The organism is Chitinophaga sp. HK235, from assembly GCF_018255755.1.
GTDB lineage: Bacteria > Bacteroidota > Bacteroidia > Chitinophagales > Chitinophagaceae > Chitinophaga.
In genome coordinates, this window is the sequence record NZ_CP073766.1 from 683135 (window position 1) to 699340 (window position 16206).

At 47.7% G+C, this 16206-nt stretch carries 13 protein-coding genes; 8 read left to right on the plus strand and 5 right to left on the minus strand.

Translation table 11 applies throughout. The features are described from left to right. Position 1: 1 nt before the first annotated feature. The 5 genes from rocD to KD145_RS02030 form a co-directional block, all read right to left on the minus strand. Positions 2 to 1240: an ornithine--oxo-acid transaminase gene (gene rocD, locus KD145_RS02010; protein ID WP_212004250.1), complete on the minus strand. Its 1239-nt coding sequence runs from the start codon at positions 1238 to 1240 to the stop codon at positions 2 to 4. 118 nt (positions 1241 to 1358) lie between these two features. After that, positions 1359 to 2387, minus strand: a complete 1029-nt coding sequence (locus tag KD145_RS02015) for a DUF4249 family protein (protein WP_212004251.1) — start codon at positions 2385 to 2387, stop codon at positions 1359 to 1361. 2 nt (positions 2388 to 2389) lie between these two features. Next, positions 2390 to 4966 (minus strand): TonB-dependent receptor, encoded by a 2577-nt coding sequence (locus KD145_RS02020; protein ID WP_212004252.1) that lies wholly within the window; start codon positions 4964 to 4966, stop codon positions 2390 to 2392. A 64-nt stretch (positions 4967 to 5030) separates the two neighbouring features. Further along, positions 5031 to 5996: a FecR family protein gene (locus tag KD145_RS02025; RefSeq protein ID WP_212004253.1), complete on the minus strand. Its 966-nt coding sequence runs from the start codon at positions 5994 to 5996 to the stop codon at positions 5031 to 5033. Positions 5997 to 6050: 54 nt separating this feature from the next. Next, complete coding sequence (locus KD145_RS02030; RefSeq protein WP_212004254.1) at positions 6051 to 6611, minus strand: RNA polymerase sigma-70 factor; 561 nt, start codon at positions 6609 to 6611, stop codon at positions 6051 to 6053. Positions 6612 to 6917: 306 nt separating this feature from the next. Between KD145_RS02030 and KD145_RS02035 the strand changes: the two genes are divergently transcribed. From KD145_RS02035 to KD145_RS02070, 8 genes are all read left to right on the plus strand, one after another. After that, positions 6918 to 9338 carry a glycoside hydrolase family 3 C-terminal domain-containing protein gene (locus KD145_RS02035; protein ID WP_212004255.1) on the plus strand — a complete coding sequence of 807 codons (2421 nt, stop codon included), beginning with the start codon at positions 6918 to 6920 and terminating at the stop codon, positions 9336 to 9338. Between the two features lie 140 nt (positions 9339 to 9478). Beyond that, complete coding sequence (locus tag KD145_RS02040; RefSeq protein WP_212004256.1) at positions 9479 to 10957, plus strand: hypothetical protein; 1479 nt, start codon at positions 9479 to 9481, stop codon at positions 10955 to 10957. A gap of 11 nt (positions 10958 to 10968) precedes the next feature. Then, complete coding sequence (locus tag KD145_RS02045; protein WP_212004257.1) at positions 10969 to 11430, plus strand: hypothetical protein; 462 nt, start codon at positions 10969 to 10971, stop codon at positions 11428 to 11430. Further along, a complete protein-coding gene (locus KD145_RS02050) occupies positions 11390 to 12229 on the plus strand; it encodes a hypothetical protein (RefSeq protein ID WP_212004258.1) in 840 nt (279 codons plus the stop codon). Before KD145_RS02045 ends, KD145_RS02050 begins: the two co-directional genes overlap by 41 nt. A gap of 99 nt (positions 12230 to 12328) precedes the next feature. Beyond that, positions 12329 to 13687, plus strand: coding sequence for an acyl-CoA dehydrogenase family protein (locus KD145_RS02055; RefSeq protein ID WP_212004259.1), 1359 nt, complete (start codon positions 12329 to 12331; stop codon positions 13685 to 13687). Between the two features lie 77 nt (positions 13688 to 13764). Then, the gene (locus KD145_RS02060; protein ID WP_212004260.1) at positions 13765 to 14520 is read left to right on the plus strand and encodes an SGNH/GDSL hydrolase family protein; all 756 of its coding nucleotides are present in this window, start codon (positions 13765 to 13767) and stop codon (positions 14518 to 14520) included. Between the two features lie 170 nt (positions 14521 to 14690). Next, positions 14691 to 15188: a hypothetical protein gene (locus KD145_RS02065; protein ID WP_212004261.1), complete on the plus strand. Its 498-nt coding sequence runs from the start codon at positions 14691 to 14693 to the stop codon at positions 15186 to 15188. Between the two features lie 127 nt (positions 15189 to 15315). Then, entirely contained in the window at positions 15316 to 16164 is an 849-nt protein-coding gene (locus KD145_RS02070) for an alpha/beta hydrolase (protein WP_212004262.1), read from the plus strand. Positions 16165 to 16206 lie beyond the last annotated feature (42 nt).

Consider the following 16206-nt stretch of genomic DNA (forward strand, 5'->3'; position numbering starts at 1 on the left):
GTTAGCGGAATGCCTTTTCCATGCTTTTTTGAATGATCTGAACGCAGTCCGTTACCTGGGTGGCATTGATGACCAGCGGTGGTGCAAAACGGATTTTATCGCCGTGTGTGGGTTTGGCCAGCAGGCCATTTTCTTTCAGTGTAAGGCACAGGTCCCAGGCTGCTTCCGGATCCGGATGTTTGATGACGATAGCGTTTAACAACCCTTTACCACGGATAGTAGTGATAAAAGGTGATTGCAGCTCCTGCAGACCGTTGCGTAGCAACTGGCCCATCGCTACGGCATTCTCGGCCATCTTCTCATCTTTCAATACCTGCAGTGCTGTAATAGCAACTTTACAGGCAAGCGGGTTGCCACCGTACGTAGAACCATGTTCACCTGGTTTGATGGTCAGCATGATTTCATCATCCGCAAGGACTGCACTTACCGGCAGGGTTCCGCCGGATAAGGCTTTACCCAGTATCAGAATATCAGGACGTACATTTTCATGGTCGCAGGCCAGCATACGGCCGGTACGGGCAAGGCCTGTCTGTATTTCATCGGCGATGAATAATACATTGGCATCCTGGCAATAGGCGCGGGCTTTAGACAGATAGCCGTCGTCCGGCACTACCACGCCAGCTTCTCCCTGGATTGGCTCTACCAGAAAACCAGCTACGGTTTTGTCTTGTAAGGCCTGTTCCAGTGCTGTCAGGTTGTTGTAAGGGATCACCTCGTAACCCGTCATATAGGGCCCGAAGTTATTGCGGGCTACCGGGTCGGTGCTGAAAGAAATCACATTCAGGGTACGGCCATGGAAATTGTTGGCGCAGACAATGATCTTTGCCTTGTTTTCCGGAATACCCTTTACTATATAAGCCCAGTGCCGGCAGAGTTTCAGCGCTGTTTCCACCGCCTCCACACCCGTATTCATGGGCAATACTTTATCATAACCAAAATAATCGGTAATAAATCTGGCATATTCTCCCAGCAAGTCACTGTGAAATGCACGGGAAGTCAATGTCAGTTTCTGCGCCTGTTCTATCAGTGACGCAATGATCCGGGGATGGCAGTGTCCCTGGTTAACAGCTGAATAGCCGGAAAGAAAATCGTAATAACGCTTACCGTCCACATCCCATAAAAAAACACCCTCTCCACGCTCCAGTACTACCGGTAAAGGGTGGTAGTTGTGGGCGCCGTATTGCTCTTCCAGTCCAAGAAAATGCTGTGTCCTTTCGCTTATCGTAAATGCTGGTATCATATCCCAAAAATACGGAATCGGGATGAATTAAAATCGCAAAGGACGCAAAGTGAGCCAGGAATGCAGTGAATGCGGAAATTTAACACCGTGCCCAATTTTTCCTGTAGTGACAGCAGTACTATAACTTATCGTAATATAAGGAATAGGACATCTGGCTGCAACCGCCTACTATGCCGAGGCCGTTAGCAACATTGTTACGTAGCTGGATGGCCTGTATCAGGCTGTTAAGACCCGGGTTACGCCTTACTTTTTCGTAGGTCAGCAGAAAGTTGTAATAATCCGGACTCACGGATTTTACATTGACCAGTACGCGGCCAATTGGAGGATCCCCGCCTTCAGTACTGCCGGCAGTAAGCGCAGTGGCATTGATGTACAGCAGGGTATTGAGCGGCTTGTTGCTATTCTGTGTAAACAGAATACTGTTATAGTTTTCATTGAGCCCGCCCACCTGATTGTTGTCTGCATTTTCATCCTGCGTATAGCAGGGGATGCGGAGATAACTGTTCAGGTAGAGGGTGTCTTTATAGAAAGTGACACCGGGCAGATCTTTCACCTGATTAAAAAGTGCGCGGCGGTCTCTCACCCTGTACCGTTGCTGGTTATAGAAAAAAACAGTGTCCAGCTGTACCATTTGTTTAAGGGCTTCCATCACAATAAATTGTTTGGCGCTAGACCCCTGTATATTAAAATGAAACCTTAACACCGGTCGGCCGTTGAGCGTGGTACGGAGCGTATCCTGTAGCTCCACCTTGATGGGGCCCGGAGTTACAGGAAAGGCGGTAGCAAGACCTACACCCGGCATTTCCACCTTCACCTTGTAGGCTCTGTTGCTTTCTATTCGGGTGTTGCCCCTGTAAAAGGCCATGTTGGTACTGGTGTCCTTCACATAATGCAATTGTTCAAGCAGGGTTCCGTTCATGTCCTGAAGCTGAACAGTGGCGTCTGTTATCGTTTCAAAATTATTATCAACATCCTGTCCTACCGACTTGCTTTTGCCAATACGCATCTCCACTTTTTTACCAGCCACCAGTTCACTGTATACAACAGCCCTGGGCTTACTTCCGGAAGGAGGAACCGGTAGTTCGTGTATACATCCTGTTAAAACTGCAACACTAAAAACGCACAAAAATTGAAACAGGTACTTCATCACTAAAATTTGAGTGTGTAACTGATATATGGTAATGTCCGGAATAAACTGTATTGATACAGCTGCAACGGATAAATTTCATCATAGGTCGTAGTAACAAACTGGTCGTAACTCACAATAAACGGATTGCTACGGGAATAGATGTTGTAGATACCGGCTGTGAGTGTATGGTAGATAGCGTTAGTATGGCCAAGGTAAATGTTGGTGCCCAGGTCAAGATGATGTACGGCTCTTAACCGGAAATTGTTAAGCCGTGTGATATATGGCAGATAATTGATCTGGTTATTGGCAAAAGGTGAATAACGTTCGTCCAGCTTACCATTGATGTTGCGGCCCCAGTCGTAGTCAGGGAATATCTGTGCCGGGAGGGTGAATGGTGCACCGCTGGAGAATTTCCAGGAGGCAGACAGACTCCATCCGGGCTTCAGCCGGTATTTGAGCGCCAGTGAAAGATTGTGGCGGCGGTCTTCTTTGTAAGGGAACATTTTACCGGCGTTCATACGGGAAAACTCACGCCAGGCCCAGGCCAGCGTGTAAGAGAAAATACCGGTCAGCCTGCCGGTGTTTTTTTCCAGCAATAATTCGCTGCCATAATTGTAGCCTTTGCCACTGATTACTTTTTTCTCCCACAGATCGGAGTTGTCGAAGATGTTGAGCACCGTATTGGTGGCAACGAGATCATTCAGTTGTTTGTAGTAGATATTGACATTGAACCGCCATTTGTTGTCCCACTGTTTCTGATAGGAGAGGCTGTAGGAATAGGCTTGTTCAGGTTTGATATTTTCAGTGCTGGGCACCCACAGGTCGGTGGGCAGATTGATTACAGGGGTGGTCAGCTGGTGAATGAACTGTGTCATCTGGGCGTAGGAAGCCTGAATATACTGGGCATTCGGCAGATTCCACCGTATCATCAGACGTGGCTGGAGACTGGAATAAAAAGAATGGCTTTGTGCCAGTGCGCCCAGGTGGAGCCCGGGTCTTACAATGAATTTATCATTGTTGAAACGCAGCTCATCTTCCCCATATAAGGTGAATTCAGACATGTAATATTTGGGTGCTTCACGTTTGATGGCATCACCCGGATTTACGTTACTGGTGTAGGCTGTGGGCGCAAAATTATGGTAAGTGTAGCCACCGCCGAAAGACAGCCGCTGTGTATTGCTGATGGTAAACTCTGTTTCATTGTGCAGGGCGATATCCCTGTTTCTGGATACCCCTTTCCCGTTGATCAGTAATGATTGGTCAGGAGGGATTTTAATGATGGCACTCTGGGAAAACAGGTTGTAAAAACGACTATAGCTGGCAGTGGTATTGGTAAATATCCTGGGAGTGATCACCTTGGTCCATTTGAGGGCAGCCGTGATATTGCTCCAGGCAAATTTATAATCTTCCGGAAGCGGGAATAAGATGTTGTCTTTAGGGATAGTCATGTTATCCTGCCCTTTGTAGAAGCTGAGGTAGATCCTGTTTTTGTTGTTGATGATCTGGTTCAGCTTGAAGTTAACATCATAGAGCGCATATTTCCCGTACTGTCTGGTGAGTTGTCTTCCATACAGCCCATCGATCAGGGATCGGCGGAAGGAGAGGAACATGGCGCTTTTATCCTTAACGAAGGGGCCTTCCAGTTCTGTGCTGGCCGATACCGGGCTGATGGTGGCTTTGCCGTGCCAGCCTTTCATGTTACCGTCTTTGGTGCGGATATCCACAACAGAAGACAGGCGGCCGCCGTAGCGGGCAGGGAAGGCATCTTTATAGAGAGACACGTCTTTCAGTGCGTCACCGTTGAATATGGAGAACAGTCCAAAGAGGTGGCCGGTATGATAGAGTGGAACACCATCGAGCAGGTAAAGGTTCTGGTCGGCACCACCACCACGTATCAGCAGGTTACTGCTGCTTTCGAGGGAGCTGCCGGTACCGGGATAAAGCTGAAGGGATTTCAGCACATCCTTTTCGCCAAGCAGCGCCGGGAAGTTGGAAACGTAGCCTACCGGCATTTTGATATAGCCGGCCTGCAGTGTTACTGAGTCCTGGTCGCCTGTCACGACTACTGGTTGCAGCGGGTTGCGGGGCTCCATATGGATGTCGAGCTGGCCGTCGTCGGGAGGGGGCAGGCGCTGTGTCACTGTTTCGTAGCCTACATGAGAGAAGACGATACTGGTACAGCTGTCTGGCACCTGGATGCTAAAGAAGCCATAAGAGTTGCTGATGGTGCCTTTGCGGGTGACCGGGTCGTAAATGGAGGCGCCGATGATGATTTCCTTACTGTTTTCTTCCTTTACAAACCCGCTGATGGTATAATATTGGGTTTGGGAGGTTTCCCGCAGCAGAAAGATTTTACCATTGATAGCGGCGGCCTGAATACCGGTACCTTGCAGGATGCTGGTAAGCACCTGTCCGGTACTGTGTTCATTGCCTGTTAACTGCACTTTTTTGTTGAGATGCAGAAAACTGGAGCTATAGGAGATATTGATGCCGGTCTGGCGCTGGATGTCCTGTATGTAGAAGAGGATGGAACCTTCTTTGGCTGGCGGTGAATAAGACTGTTGCAGGATAGCGTCCTGCTTGGTTTGCGCGCGCAAATGTGCCGCCGGCAGTATCAGCAGAAGGTAATGAAAGGCATATCTGATAAAATGGTTTAGTAAGCTACTTGCTGATGACGATCGTATCGCCTTCCTGTCTGTAGTTGAAACCAAGCAAAAGTTGTAATTCATGCAAAACCTCGTCACAAGACTGGTCCTGGAAGCTGATCGTAGCTTTCTGCTGGGCAGCAGTAGCCTGATAACTATCCTCAATCCTGATGACTTTACCGTAAAAGTCGGCTAATTGTGGCAATATTTCAACAAGTGATTGATCATTAAATTGCAAAATTCCGGTTTTCCATGCCATAAAGTTGGGATCATCGTTGTCGGCAGCACTGAGCTGACCATCTCCCCAAGTGCCTTTTTGGCCACTGGTAAGGATTACAGAGGATGTGTCGTTTTCCATGCCCAGTTTTACCTTACCGGAGGTAACGATAACGGTTGTATGGGCATCGACTGTTTTTACGGTAAAGGAGGTACCCAGTACTTCTACAATAGACTGGTTAGGTGTTTTTACCACGAAAGGATGGCGCGGGTCAACGGCTACCTCGAAGTAGGCTTCGCCTTCGAGCTCTACCACACGTTCGGCTCCTTCGGAATATTTGATTCTGGCGCCTGGGCGCAGGGTGATCATGGATTTGTCTGACAGTTCCAGGCTTTTGATTTTACCATCGTTGGCAGCCAGTTCCTGTACTTTCAATGACGGACGGCTGGCGAGCCACCAGGCGCCGGCAGTCAGCGCTATTAATAATACAGCCGCCGCTGCGTATTTAATGGTGGCCATGCGGATAGTCCTGACAGGCGCTGCCTGATGAAGGGCTCGGTCTACTTTATTCCACGCGGCTGCAGTATCAAATTGTTTTTGCTGAGGGAGACGGCTGGGAGTGTCCTGCCATATCTGCCGGGTTTTCTGGTATTCCGCCTCATTTTCCGCAGATGCCTCCCGCCATTGCTGAAGAACAGCGTCTTCTTCAGGTGAGGACTGCGATGACAGTTGCTTGGCGACTATTTCATATATGTAGGTATCCATGTTAATTACAGTGTGCTCTAAAGTTAAAACGGGCAAAGGTGGTCATACCCCCTATTATTTGTTAAATATATTTAACAAAAAAAATAAAATCCCGGGTAACCCATACTGGCCCAGGTATTTACGGAGCAGTTTAAGGGCTCTCCCCATATAGTTCTCAACCGTTTTGGCAGACAATCCCAGCTTGGTGGCAGCCTGTTGGTGCGTCATACCTTGAAGGCGGCAACAGGTGAACACCTCCCTGCATTGAGGGGGGAGGTTGGCAATTGCCTCATAAATCAGCTGTTCATAAAAAGGCTTGGCTTCTTTTATTTCCAGGGCATCGGGATCATCACTGACATCCGCCACCCATTCAAAGCCTTTGTTGCCTGCCTCCTCAGCATTCCGCTTTCGCAAAACTGAGATGGAATTATTACGTACAGCCCTGTACAGATAGGCTTTTATATTCGGAATACCGATCAATTCCCGGTGTTTCTGCCATAGTTTGATAAATGTTTCCTGTACTACATCTTCTGCAGCAGCATCATCATCCAGAAAACTATTTGCGTAATTACACAACTCACCATACAGGGAATGGAAAAGCTCATTATATGCTTGATAAGAAGGTGATGTTATCATTTAACCTTCAAAGAGTTTTTAATGATGAATTGAACCCCGCTAATGTAGGTATTTTTTATTTTTCCTCAATAGGGGGATACCCTAATTTCTGCGTTATCAGTGTATAACGCCTAAGCCTATATGCTGTAATGTCTTTTCAGTTTTTAGTTTGTGTTTTTTTAGTTACCACCGGTTGCATAGTTATTATGCAACCGTTTTTTTATCATTTCTATAATCTTCACCGATACTGGTGCAATTTTCGGCATTATTTGTAATCCGGTGCCCAGGCCTGTAACTTAGGCGCCTGCTGATAATGGCACAAAAAGCATGCACGAACAGATTAAATCTTTTTCCGCGATAGCATTGGCATTTGCCCTGACAGGCAGCTCCGCTATGGCACAGAAACAGTCGCCTATTTACCGGCAGGGCTGGATAGACTTTAACAAAAACGGTAAAAAAGACATCTTTGAAGATCCCGCACAGCCGGTGGAAAACCGGGTGGCCGATCTGCTCTCGCAGATGACACTGGACGAAAAGACCTGCCAGATGGCAACACTTTACGGCTATGGCCGGGTGCTGAAAGATGAAATGCCTGCTCCCGAATGGAACAACAAAGTGTGGAAAGACGGGATCGCCAACATCGATGAGGAACTTAACAGCCTTCCGTTCAATAAAAAGGCCCAAACCCAGTGGTCTTTCCCCTATAGCAAACACACGGCCGCCATCAACACCGTTCAGCGCTGGTTTATAGAAGAAACCAGGCTGGGTATTCCGGTTGACTTCACTAATGAAGCCATCCACGGCCTCTGCCACGACAGGGCCACACCTTTCTGTGCCCCCATCGGCATCGGCAGCACCTGGAACAAAGCACTGGTGTCCCGGGCCGGACATATCGCCGGCCGCGAAGCCAGGCTGCTGGGATATACCAATATATATGTCCCTATCCTGGACCCTGCCCGCGATCCCCGCTGGGGCAGGGTAGTAGAGTGTTATGGCGAAGATCCTTTCCTCATTGCGGAGCTGGGCAAACAGATGACCCTGGGTGTACAAAGTGAAGGGGTGGCGGCCACACTCAAACACTACGCCGTATATAGCGTGCCCAAAGGAGGCCGGGATGGCAATGCCCGTACCGACCCGCACGTAGCCCCACGCGAAATGCATCAGATTTACCTGTATCCCTTCCGCCGTGTAATACAGGAAGCCCATCCAATGGGTGTCATGAGCAGCTACAATGACTGGGACGGAGAACCTGTGACCGGCAGCTATTATTTCCTGACACAGCTGCTGCGGAAGGAATTTGGTTTCGATGGATATGTTGTTTCCGACAGTGAAGCGGTAGAATACCTCTTCAGCAAACACCATGTGGCAGCCGATTATAAGGATGCTGTATGGCAGGCGGTGGAAGCCGGACTGAACGTACGTACCAACTTCACCCCGCCGGAAGACTTTATCACGCCTCTCCGGGAGCTGGTGAAGGAAGGCCAGTTGTCTATGAAAACGCTCGACAGCCGTGTGGCGGATGTATTACGGGTGAAGTTCAGACTGGGGCTGTTTGATAAGCCTTATGCAGATCCCAGACTGGCTGACAAAGGTGTACACACAACTGATGACGAAGCCTTTGCCCTGCAACTGAACCGCGAATCCCTGGTGCTGCTTAAAAATGAAAAAGAAACATTACCTCTGGATAAAAAACAACTCAAAAATATCCTCGTTACGGGTCCGCTGGCGGCTGCCTCTACCCATGCTATCAGTCGCTATGGTCCTTCCAATAATCCTGTTACCACTGTGCTGGACGGTATCCGTCAGCAGGCAGGCAAGGAGGTGAATGTGATGTATGCTAAAGGATGTGATATCGTGAATCCGGGATGGCCAGGTACGGAAATCGTTCCTACACCGTTGGATGCCAGCGAACAGGCGACTATCGCGGAAGCGGTGGAAATGGCCCGTAAGTCAGATGTGGTTATTGCTGTGGTGGGCGAGGATGAAAAAAGAGTGGGAGAGAGTCTCTCCCGCACTGATCTCTCACTGCCCGGCAGACAACTGCAGTTGCTGCAGGCCCTCCATGCTACCGGTAAACCGGTAATAGCAGTGCTAATCAATGGACAACCGCTGACGATTAACTGGGAGCAGCAAAACCTGCCTGCTATTCTGGAAGCCTGGTTCCCCGGCCCTCAGGGCGGTACTGCCATCGCAGAAACACTTTTCGGTGATTACAACCCTGGTGGCCGTTTGTCTGTCACCTTCCCCAAATCGCTGGGGCAGATAGAACTCAACTTTCCCTTCAAACCCGGTTCACATGCGGACCAGCCATCATCTGGTAATAATGGTTTTGGCCGCACCAGTGTAAATGGTGCCCTGTATCCCTTCGGCTATGGTCTCAGTTATACCTCCTTCACGTACAGCAATCTGGTGGTGTCTCCTGAAAAACAACGTTCACAGGGAGATATTCAGGTAAGTGTGGAGGTAACTAATACGGGCAAACGAAAAGGTGATGAAGTGGTGCAACTCTATGTTAAAGACAAAGTAAGCAGCGTGACAACCTATGTAATGCAACTGCGCGGTTTTGAGCGGATCTCTCTGGGACCGGGAGAAAAGAAAACTGTCAACTTTACACTCCATCCGGAACACCTGGCCCTACTGGACAAAAATATGAACTACACCGTGGAGCCGGGCGAGTTTGAGGTCTTGATTGGTAGTTCCTCGGAAGACATCAGACTGCGTAAGAACTTTTTAATTGCGCAGGACTAAGTAATACTAAGTGATCAGCAGGATTATCCGGTGATTATCATCTTTCCCTTAATAATCCTGTAAAATAATCCTGCTGATCTTATCTTCCCGTGTATTCGTGCCCGTAATTTATTATATTGCCACCCCAAAACACCTTCCCTATGAAAAGATTAGCAAGTATGTTAATCCTTTTGCCTTTGATGGCATGCTTTTCATGTAATACCAATAACGGTCATGCCACTACGGAAGAGCATGCAGATACGGTCAGAACAGTACCTTTTAATTTTCAGGCGTGGTCCAAAGCCCTGAAGATGATGGAGAAGCCAATCGATATTTATTCCCTGGAAGATGTTACCAATAACCCTGGTCCCTTTGCCGCTGGCGGCTTTAAAAAAATCTCTGCCGGCATACTTTCCCGAAGTAAAAGTTATATGGCCGTAATCGCCTGGTGTGAAACAAAAGAGAAGGAATCTGGTTCTGTTACCCTGTTGCTCACTTATACACCCGATGGTAAAGAAATTGCCAGGCAGGAAATAGGCCGCGAAAAACAGGAGACCCGCGAAGATGAGTCCAATTACCTGCACAAATGGCCGGAGATAAAAAATGACTCTATTGTACTGGTGAAAGAGATCTGGTATACTGTCCGGAAAGGTGGGGACAATTCCGGCGAAAACAAGGCGAGGATGAAACAGTATAAGATAAGCCAGCAGGGCGAGGTGACAGTTATTCCGCAGGAAACGGAATCTTTCGAAGCATTCGCCGGACGTTTTAATATGCTGACGACCCCGTTAAACATCACCATGCCGGACCTGGCCCAGCTAAAGCCCCTGTCGCTGCTTACGCCTTACTATGACTTCAGCGGTGTACTTTATTTTAATGATATCAGATTTTACCATTATGGTAAGATCCCATTGCCAGGTAAAAGGGTTTACCTCCTTTATGCCGCCGCGCAGATGTATGGGGATGAAGCAGAGATGGATTCTACTGTACAGTTGATTGCCTACACATCTGACGGAAAGGAAACCGACCGGGTACGGCTCAATGGAATTTATGCTTCGGAAGGTCTCTATGATGCCAGTAAAAATGCCACCATTGCTGCCGATGGTACCATCAGTGTAACGGAGGAGTCCAATGAGGACCAGATGGGGGATGTCTTTTATTTTTCATCAATGGTGTCGGATAAGGTTATTTACAAACCCAATGAGGAAGGGAAACTGGTACGGGAGTTAAAAGCCAGAGAATACAACAGTAGTGATTTCTCAACGACAAATCTGAAGGAGATGCTGGTTTCCAGGAGAAAGGATGTGGACAAGCCTGATACGGAGCTTGACCAGCCTTTGTTTACGATCCCTCAGGAAAAAAACATGTATGTACGGGTGCATGTTTATGATAATGGTCAGGAACAACTGGTAGAGTTGTATACTGTAGATACTGAATTGCACGTGCTGGATCATCACATAATATACAATACGCTGAAAAACGTGTCTTACGAGAAAGCATCGGCAAAAGATAAAACTACTATCGAAGGAGAGTCAGATCCCGACCCTGATAAAAAGGCGTTGTTAAAAGGCCCTGCTACTATTCGCCTCAAAGATAAAACACTGCTGATAACGCCGGAAGGCAAATTTCAGGTGCAATAGTATCAATACACATGAAACATTTTAGTGGGTTACTGGCTGTGTTATTGTTCTTTGCCTGCAATACCCGCAATACAGAACAAAATGGTACAGCGTCGGATGTTCAAACAGTATCGCCTGTATTGGTAAAGGCCTGGTTAAAAAGACTGCCTGTTATAAAATTACAGGATGGCAATATTGTTCCACCGAGGTTAATTGATAATCCAGGCCCTTTTGCTGTGGAGAAATACGACCAGTTGGCCGCGGGCATTTTGCTGGGTAGACACAGTTTTATTCCGGTTATCGTCTCGTATGTTTATTCCTGTGGAAAAGGCAGTGATTGTCAAAAAACACTGCTGATTTCCTATACACCTGAAGGAAAGGAAATAGGAAGAGAGGAGGTGGGTATTTACCTGTTGGAAAAAACGATTGGAATGTATCCCGGATATTACCCGTTTGAAAAGAGTGTGCAGATTAACACCCTGGCTTGCCTATAAAGAAGTAATTGATTTTGATCCGCTGGATATCTATCATTACGGAAAAATAATACTTCCCGGAAAATCATTCCTGTTATTGTACGCCTATAATAAATCACTATTAAATGGTGAGATGCAGGACACGACTGTACAGTTGGTAGCCTGTTCCCCTGATGGAAAAGAGACGGACCGGATTAACCTGTATACGACCACACATGATGAAGATTACGTGTTTCGTTCATACGATGCTGTTAACCATGAAGATGGCAGTGCAACTGTGAATGAAACAGCATCCCCTGAGGAAGGCTCGTCTATATTGGACCCGAAAAGTAAGTTACTACGGAAGATTACCTATCATGTAGACGGGAATGGAAAATTCCGGGCAGCCATCAACGAGATGACCTATACAAGCCCTTCTTTCTCCGCGGAAGGGATCAGGAGGGCATTCCATACTTTTCTTAAAATGGAATCAGAAGAAAGTTTTGAAGAGGTCATTCAGGGACCGGATTTTAATACGATGCTGTTTGATGCTAGCTTTAGTGTCTCCAACAAGATAGAGGTATGGGTACATTTTTATCAGAATAACGGAGCACAGCTGGCAGAGTTGTATATCATTGGGGCAGATAAGAAGATTACAGACCGTTATGTGATGTATAAAAATCTCAGTGAAGCAGACTTTCAGCTTGTTTGTGCCAGGGATGAACCAGGACAACGGCATGATAACGCTGCTGCCAGCAGTATACTTTCCGGTTCAGCGAAGATATTAACAGAGGATAAGACACTGCAGATAACGCCGGAGGGTAAGTTCCGGGAACAATAAACGCTTTTCTTTAAGCTGATGCGGGCCAAGGGAGGAAAGGATGACAACCTCTTTCCGTCTTTGGCCCGCAATTCGTATTTTCACATAAAACCATGTAGTATGTCCGGAACGTTTTCAAAATTGAAGAATGCCTATCATCTGCTGAAGAGCATCGATTTCAAAATGCTGGCGAAACTGTCTGAGAAGGTAGACCTGTCGCAGGTGATGGCTACTGTTGCCAAAATGGATGACCAGCAGTTGAATGGTTTGATGAAGATGCTGACCAGCAGAGGAGGCAAGAAAAAACTACCACCGATTGACGGGGATTTTTATGACCTGAGCAGCCGGCTGAATGCAGAAGACCGGGCGCTGCAGCTGAAGGTGCGGGCTTTTATGGAGAAGGAGATTCAGCCTATTGTTAATGAGTATTGGATGAAAGCGGAATTTCCGTTTGAAATTATCCCGAAGTTCAGGGAGCTGAATATCTGTGGTGTTACCTATGATGGTTATGGATGTCCCAACCGTTCTTATCTGATGGAAGGGATTATTGCGATGGAAATGGCCAGGGTGGATGCATCCATTGCTACTTTCTTTGGGGTGCAGAGTGGGTTGGCGATGGGGTCCATCTATCTGCTGGGTTCTGAAGCGCAGAAAGATGAATGGTTGCCCGGCATGCAGCAGCTGAAAACAATCGGGGCATTTGGACTTACAGAACCGGAAGTTGGTTCCGGTGCTGCCGGCGGGCTAACGACCACGGCCAAACGGGAAGGGGATACCTGGATATTGAATGGCCATAAAAAATGGATCGGCAACGCCACCTTTGCGGATGTGATCGTGATCTGGGCCAGGGATGTGGATGATAACCAGGTGAAAGGCTTTCTGTTGCGGAAAGGTACACCGGGCTTGTCGGTAGAGAAAATGCATGATAAGATGGCCCTGCGTATTGTGCAGAATGGCCTCATCTCCATGAAAGACTGTCGCGTAGCGGAATCTGACCGCTTACAGCGGGCCAATAGCTTCAGGGATACCAGCAAGGTGCTCCGCATGACACGTGCCAGCGTGGCCTGGGAGGCAGTAGGCTGTGCCCGTGGTGCCTATGAAAACGCATTGGCGTATACCCGTAGCCGTGAACAATTCGGGAAACCGATTGCTTCCTTTCAGCTGATACAGGGGCATCTGGTGGAAATGTTGTCCAACCTCACCGCTATGCAGACGATGGTATACCGGCTGTCTGAGATACAGGATGAAGGAGGGCTGAAAGATGAACATGCCTCCCTGGCAAAAGTGTTCTGTACCCTGCGTACAAGGGATGTGGTAAGAGGGGCGAGGGAAGTAATGGGCGGAAACGGTATCCTGCTGGAATATAATGTGGCCCGTTTTGTGGCAGATGCCGAAGCTATATATTCCTACGAAGGGACAAAGGAAATCAACTCGCTGATTGTAGGCCGTGCTATTACCGGTATCAGCTCGTTTGTATAAAAAATCAGAATCTTTTTTATAGATTTAAGGCTTTACAGGGCACGCCCGTAAAGCCTTCATCATTTTAAAAATCCGTTATGAATCACTCGAACCGTCGAAACTTCCTTAAAAACGTTTCCCTGGGGAGCCTTGCTGCCATTAGCATCCCTCAGATAGTGTCTGCTGCTGTAGTGGCGGATAAGATCAAAAAAGTAACTATCAAAAAAGAAGGTGTGATCCTTTTTCAGGGGGATTCCATTACAGATGTGGGCCGCAAGCGGGATGCAGCCGATCCCAACAATGGTCAGGCACTGGGAGGCGGATATCCGCATCTGACAGCAGCTTCTCTGTTGCTGAAGCGGGCAGGCGATAACCTGAAATTTTATAACAAAGGTATCAGCGGTAATAAAGTGTATCAGCTGGCAGAACGCTGGGATACTGATTGCCTGCAACTGAAGCCCGATGTGCTCAGTATCCTGATTGGGGTCAACGATTTCTGGCATACTCTCAACGGAAACTATAAAGGTACTTCCAAAGTATACCGTGATGACTACGACAAACTGCTGGACCGCACCAAACAGGCGTTGCCTGATCTGCAGCTGATCATCGGTGAACCTTTTGCTGTAAAAGGCGTAAAGGCGGTAGATGAAAAATGGTATCCTGTTTTCAATGAATACCGTGCTGCTGCCCGTGAATTGGCAGATAAATACAAAGCAACTTTTATTCCCTACCAGGCTATTTATGATAAAGCCCAACAATCAGCTCCTGCTGTCTACTGGACACCCGATGGCGTGCATCCAAGCGTAGCGGGTGCACAGCTGATGGCCGAAGCCTGGCTGCAATGCATAAAATAATTCCATCGTCTTCAAATCAACAAAGGTGCAAAGTATCTTCAGCTTTGCGCCTTTGCTGTTTTTTGTTGTGTTGTGACTTGTACCGGTTTTTTCAATTAAGTATTTCTACTGAGCGTGTAACCCCTTGCAGGTAGTAGGTTTGCATGCAATAACCCCATAAATACTTAGTCATGAAAAAATCGGTTTTTAAATGGTTTGCCCCAACAATAGTGATGTTGTCCATGCTTTTGTTCACCTATTGTAAGAAAGACAAGGATACCCCTAAAGATGCTCCTTTTGGCAAAGAATTTCTCGTAGGTAAAAAATGGCAGATGACTGGCTATACCGTTAATCCTGGTATGGACGATGGAGAAGGACATATTATTACAGATGTATACGCTGTTCTGCCAGCTTGTATGAAAGATGATTATACCGAATATTTTGCGGATGGCACCGGTGTGCAGGATGACAGTGCTGACAAATGCGCCGGAAGCCCGCAGCGGGAGACATTCAACTGGAGCCTGAAGGCAGATGGTAGCATGGAAGGACATGCTGATGATGATTTTACAGGAACCTATAAAGGGGAGAAAATCAATGGCAGCAGCTTTAAGGTGACGGGTACCGGATATTTTAAAGATGAACCAAATAAACAGCAAACAGTTACCCTCACTTTTGCCATTATCAAATAAAGAGTAGCAAATCGACATATAGCAAGAGGACCGGGTGCTTAAATGGCAGGACAGCTTCCAGAGGGGAGGCTGTCCTTTTATGTACAGGAAACATTTGTTACATTTGTTGAGACCCAAATTTCCCGTTATGAAACAGCTCTTTACCTTCATCCTGATATTTACGCAGTACGTTATGGTCTATGCTCAACAGAAAGAAAAGATACATCTGTGGCCCGGTGCCGTGCCTGGGGAAACAAATGCCCGACATCCGGCCGTTGTTACACCGGATGGCAGCAGGAATGTAGTTAGGCTGACAGATGTGACCGATCCGGTACTGGAAGTATATCCAGCCACCGGAGCACATCGTACAGGCGTTGGCGTAGTCGTATGCCCCGGTGGGGGATACAATATCCTGGCCATCAACCTGGAAGGCTATGAAATTGCTGCCTGGCTCAATAAGCTGGGTTATACTGCCTTTGTATTACAATACCGGGTGCCCGGGAAAGAAGCCGGCGCATTGCAGGATGCGCAACGGGCGATACGTGTGGTACGCAGCCGCGCCGCTACCTGGGGGCTGGACCCGGAAAAAATTGGTATGATGGGCTTTTCTGCTGGTGGTAGCCTTACCGCCAGAGCTGCTACCCTATATAACGTACAAACCTATACGCCGGTAGACAAGGCCGATTCGTTATCTGCCCGCCCGGCATTTGGTATGCTCATCTATCCGGCTTATCTCGATAAGGGAGAAGGGCGTAAACTCACTCCAGAGCTGGCCGTCAACAAACAAACACCTCCCATGTTTATTTTCGCTACTGCTGATGATACCTATGGCAACAGTGCGCTCGTAATGGCTGGCGCTATGCGGGATGCAGGCGTACCGGCTGAGCTGCATTTCTATGCCAAAGGCGGACACGGCTATGGACTTCGTCCGGGCAATACGGCTGCGGAGATATGGCCCGTACTGGCCGCCAAATGGATGCAACAGGTAATCCCATGATATAATCATGTAAATCTTTCCAGGGATTATATAAATTTTCCT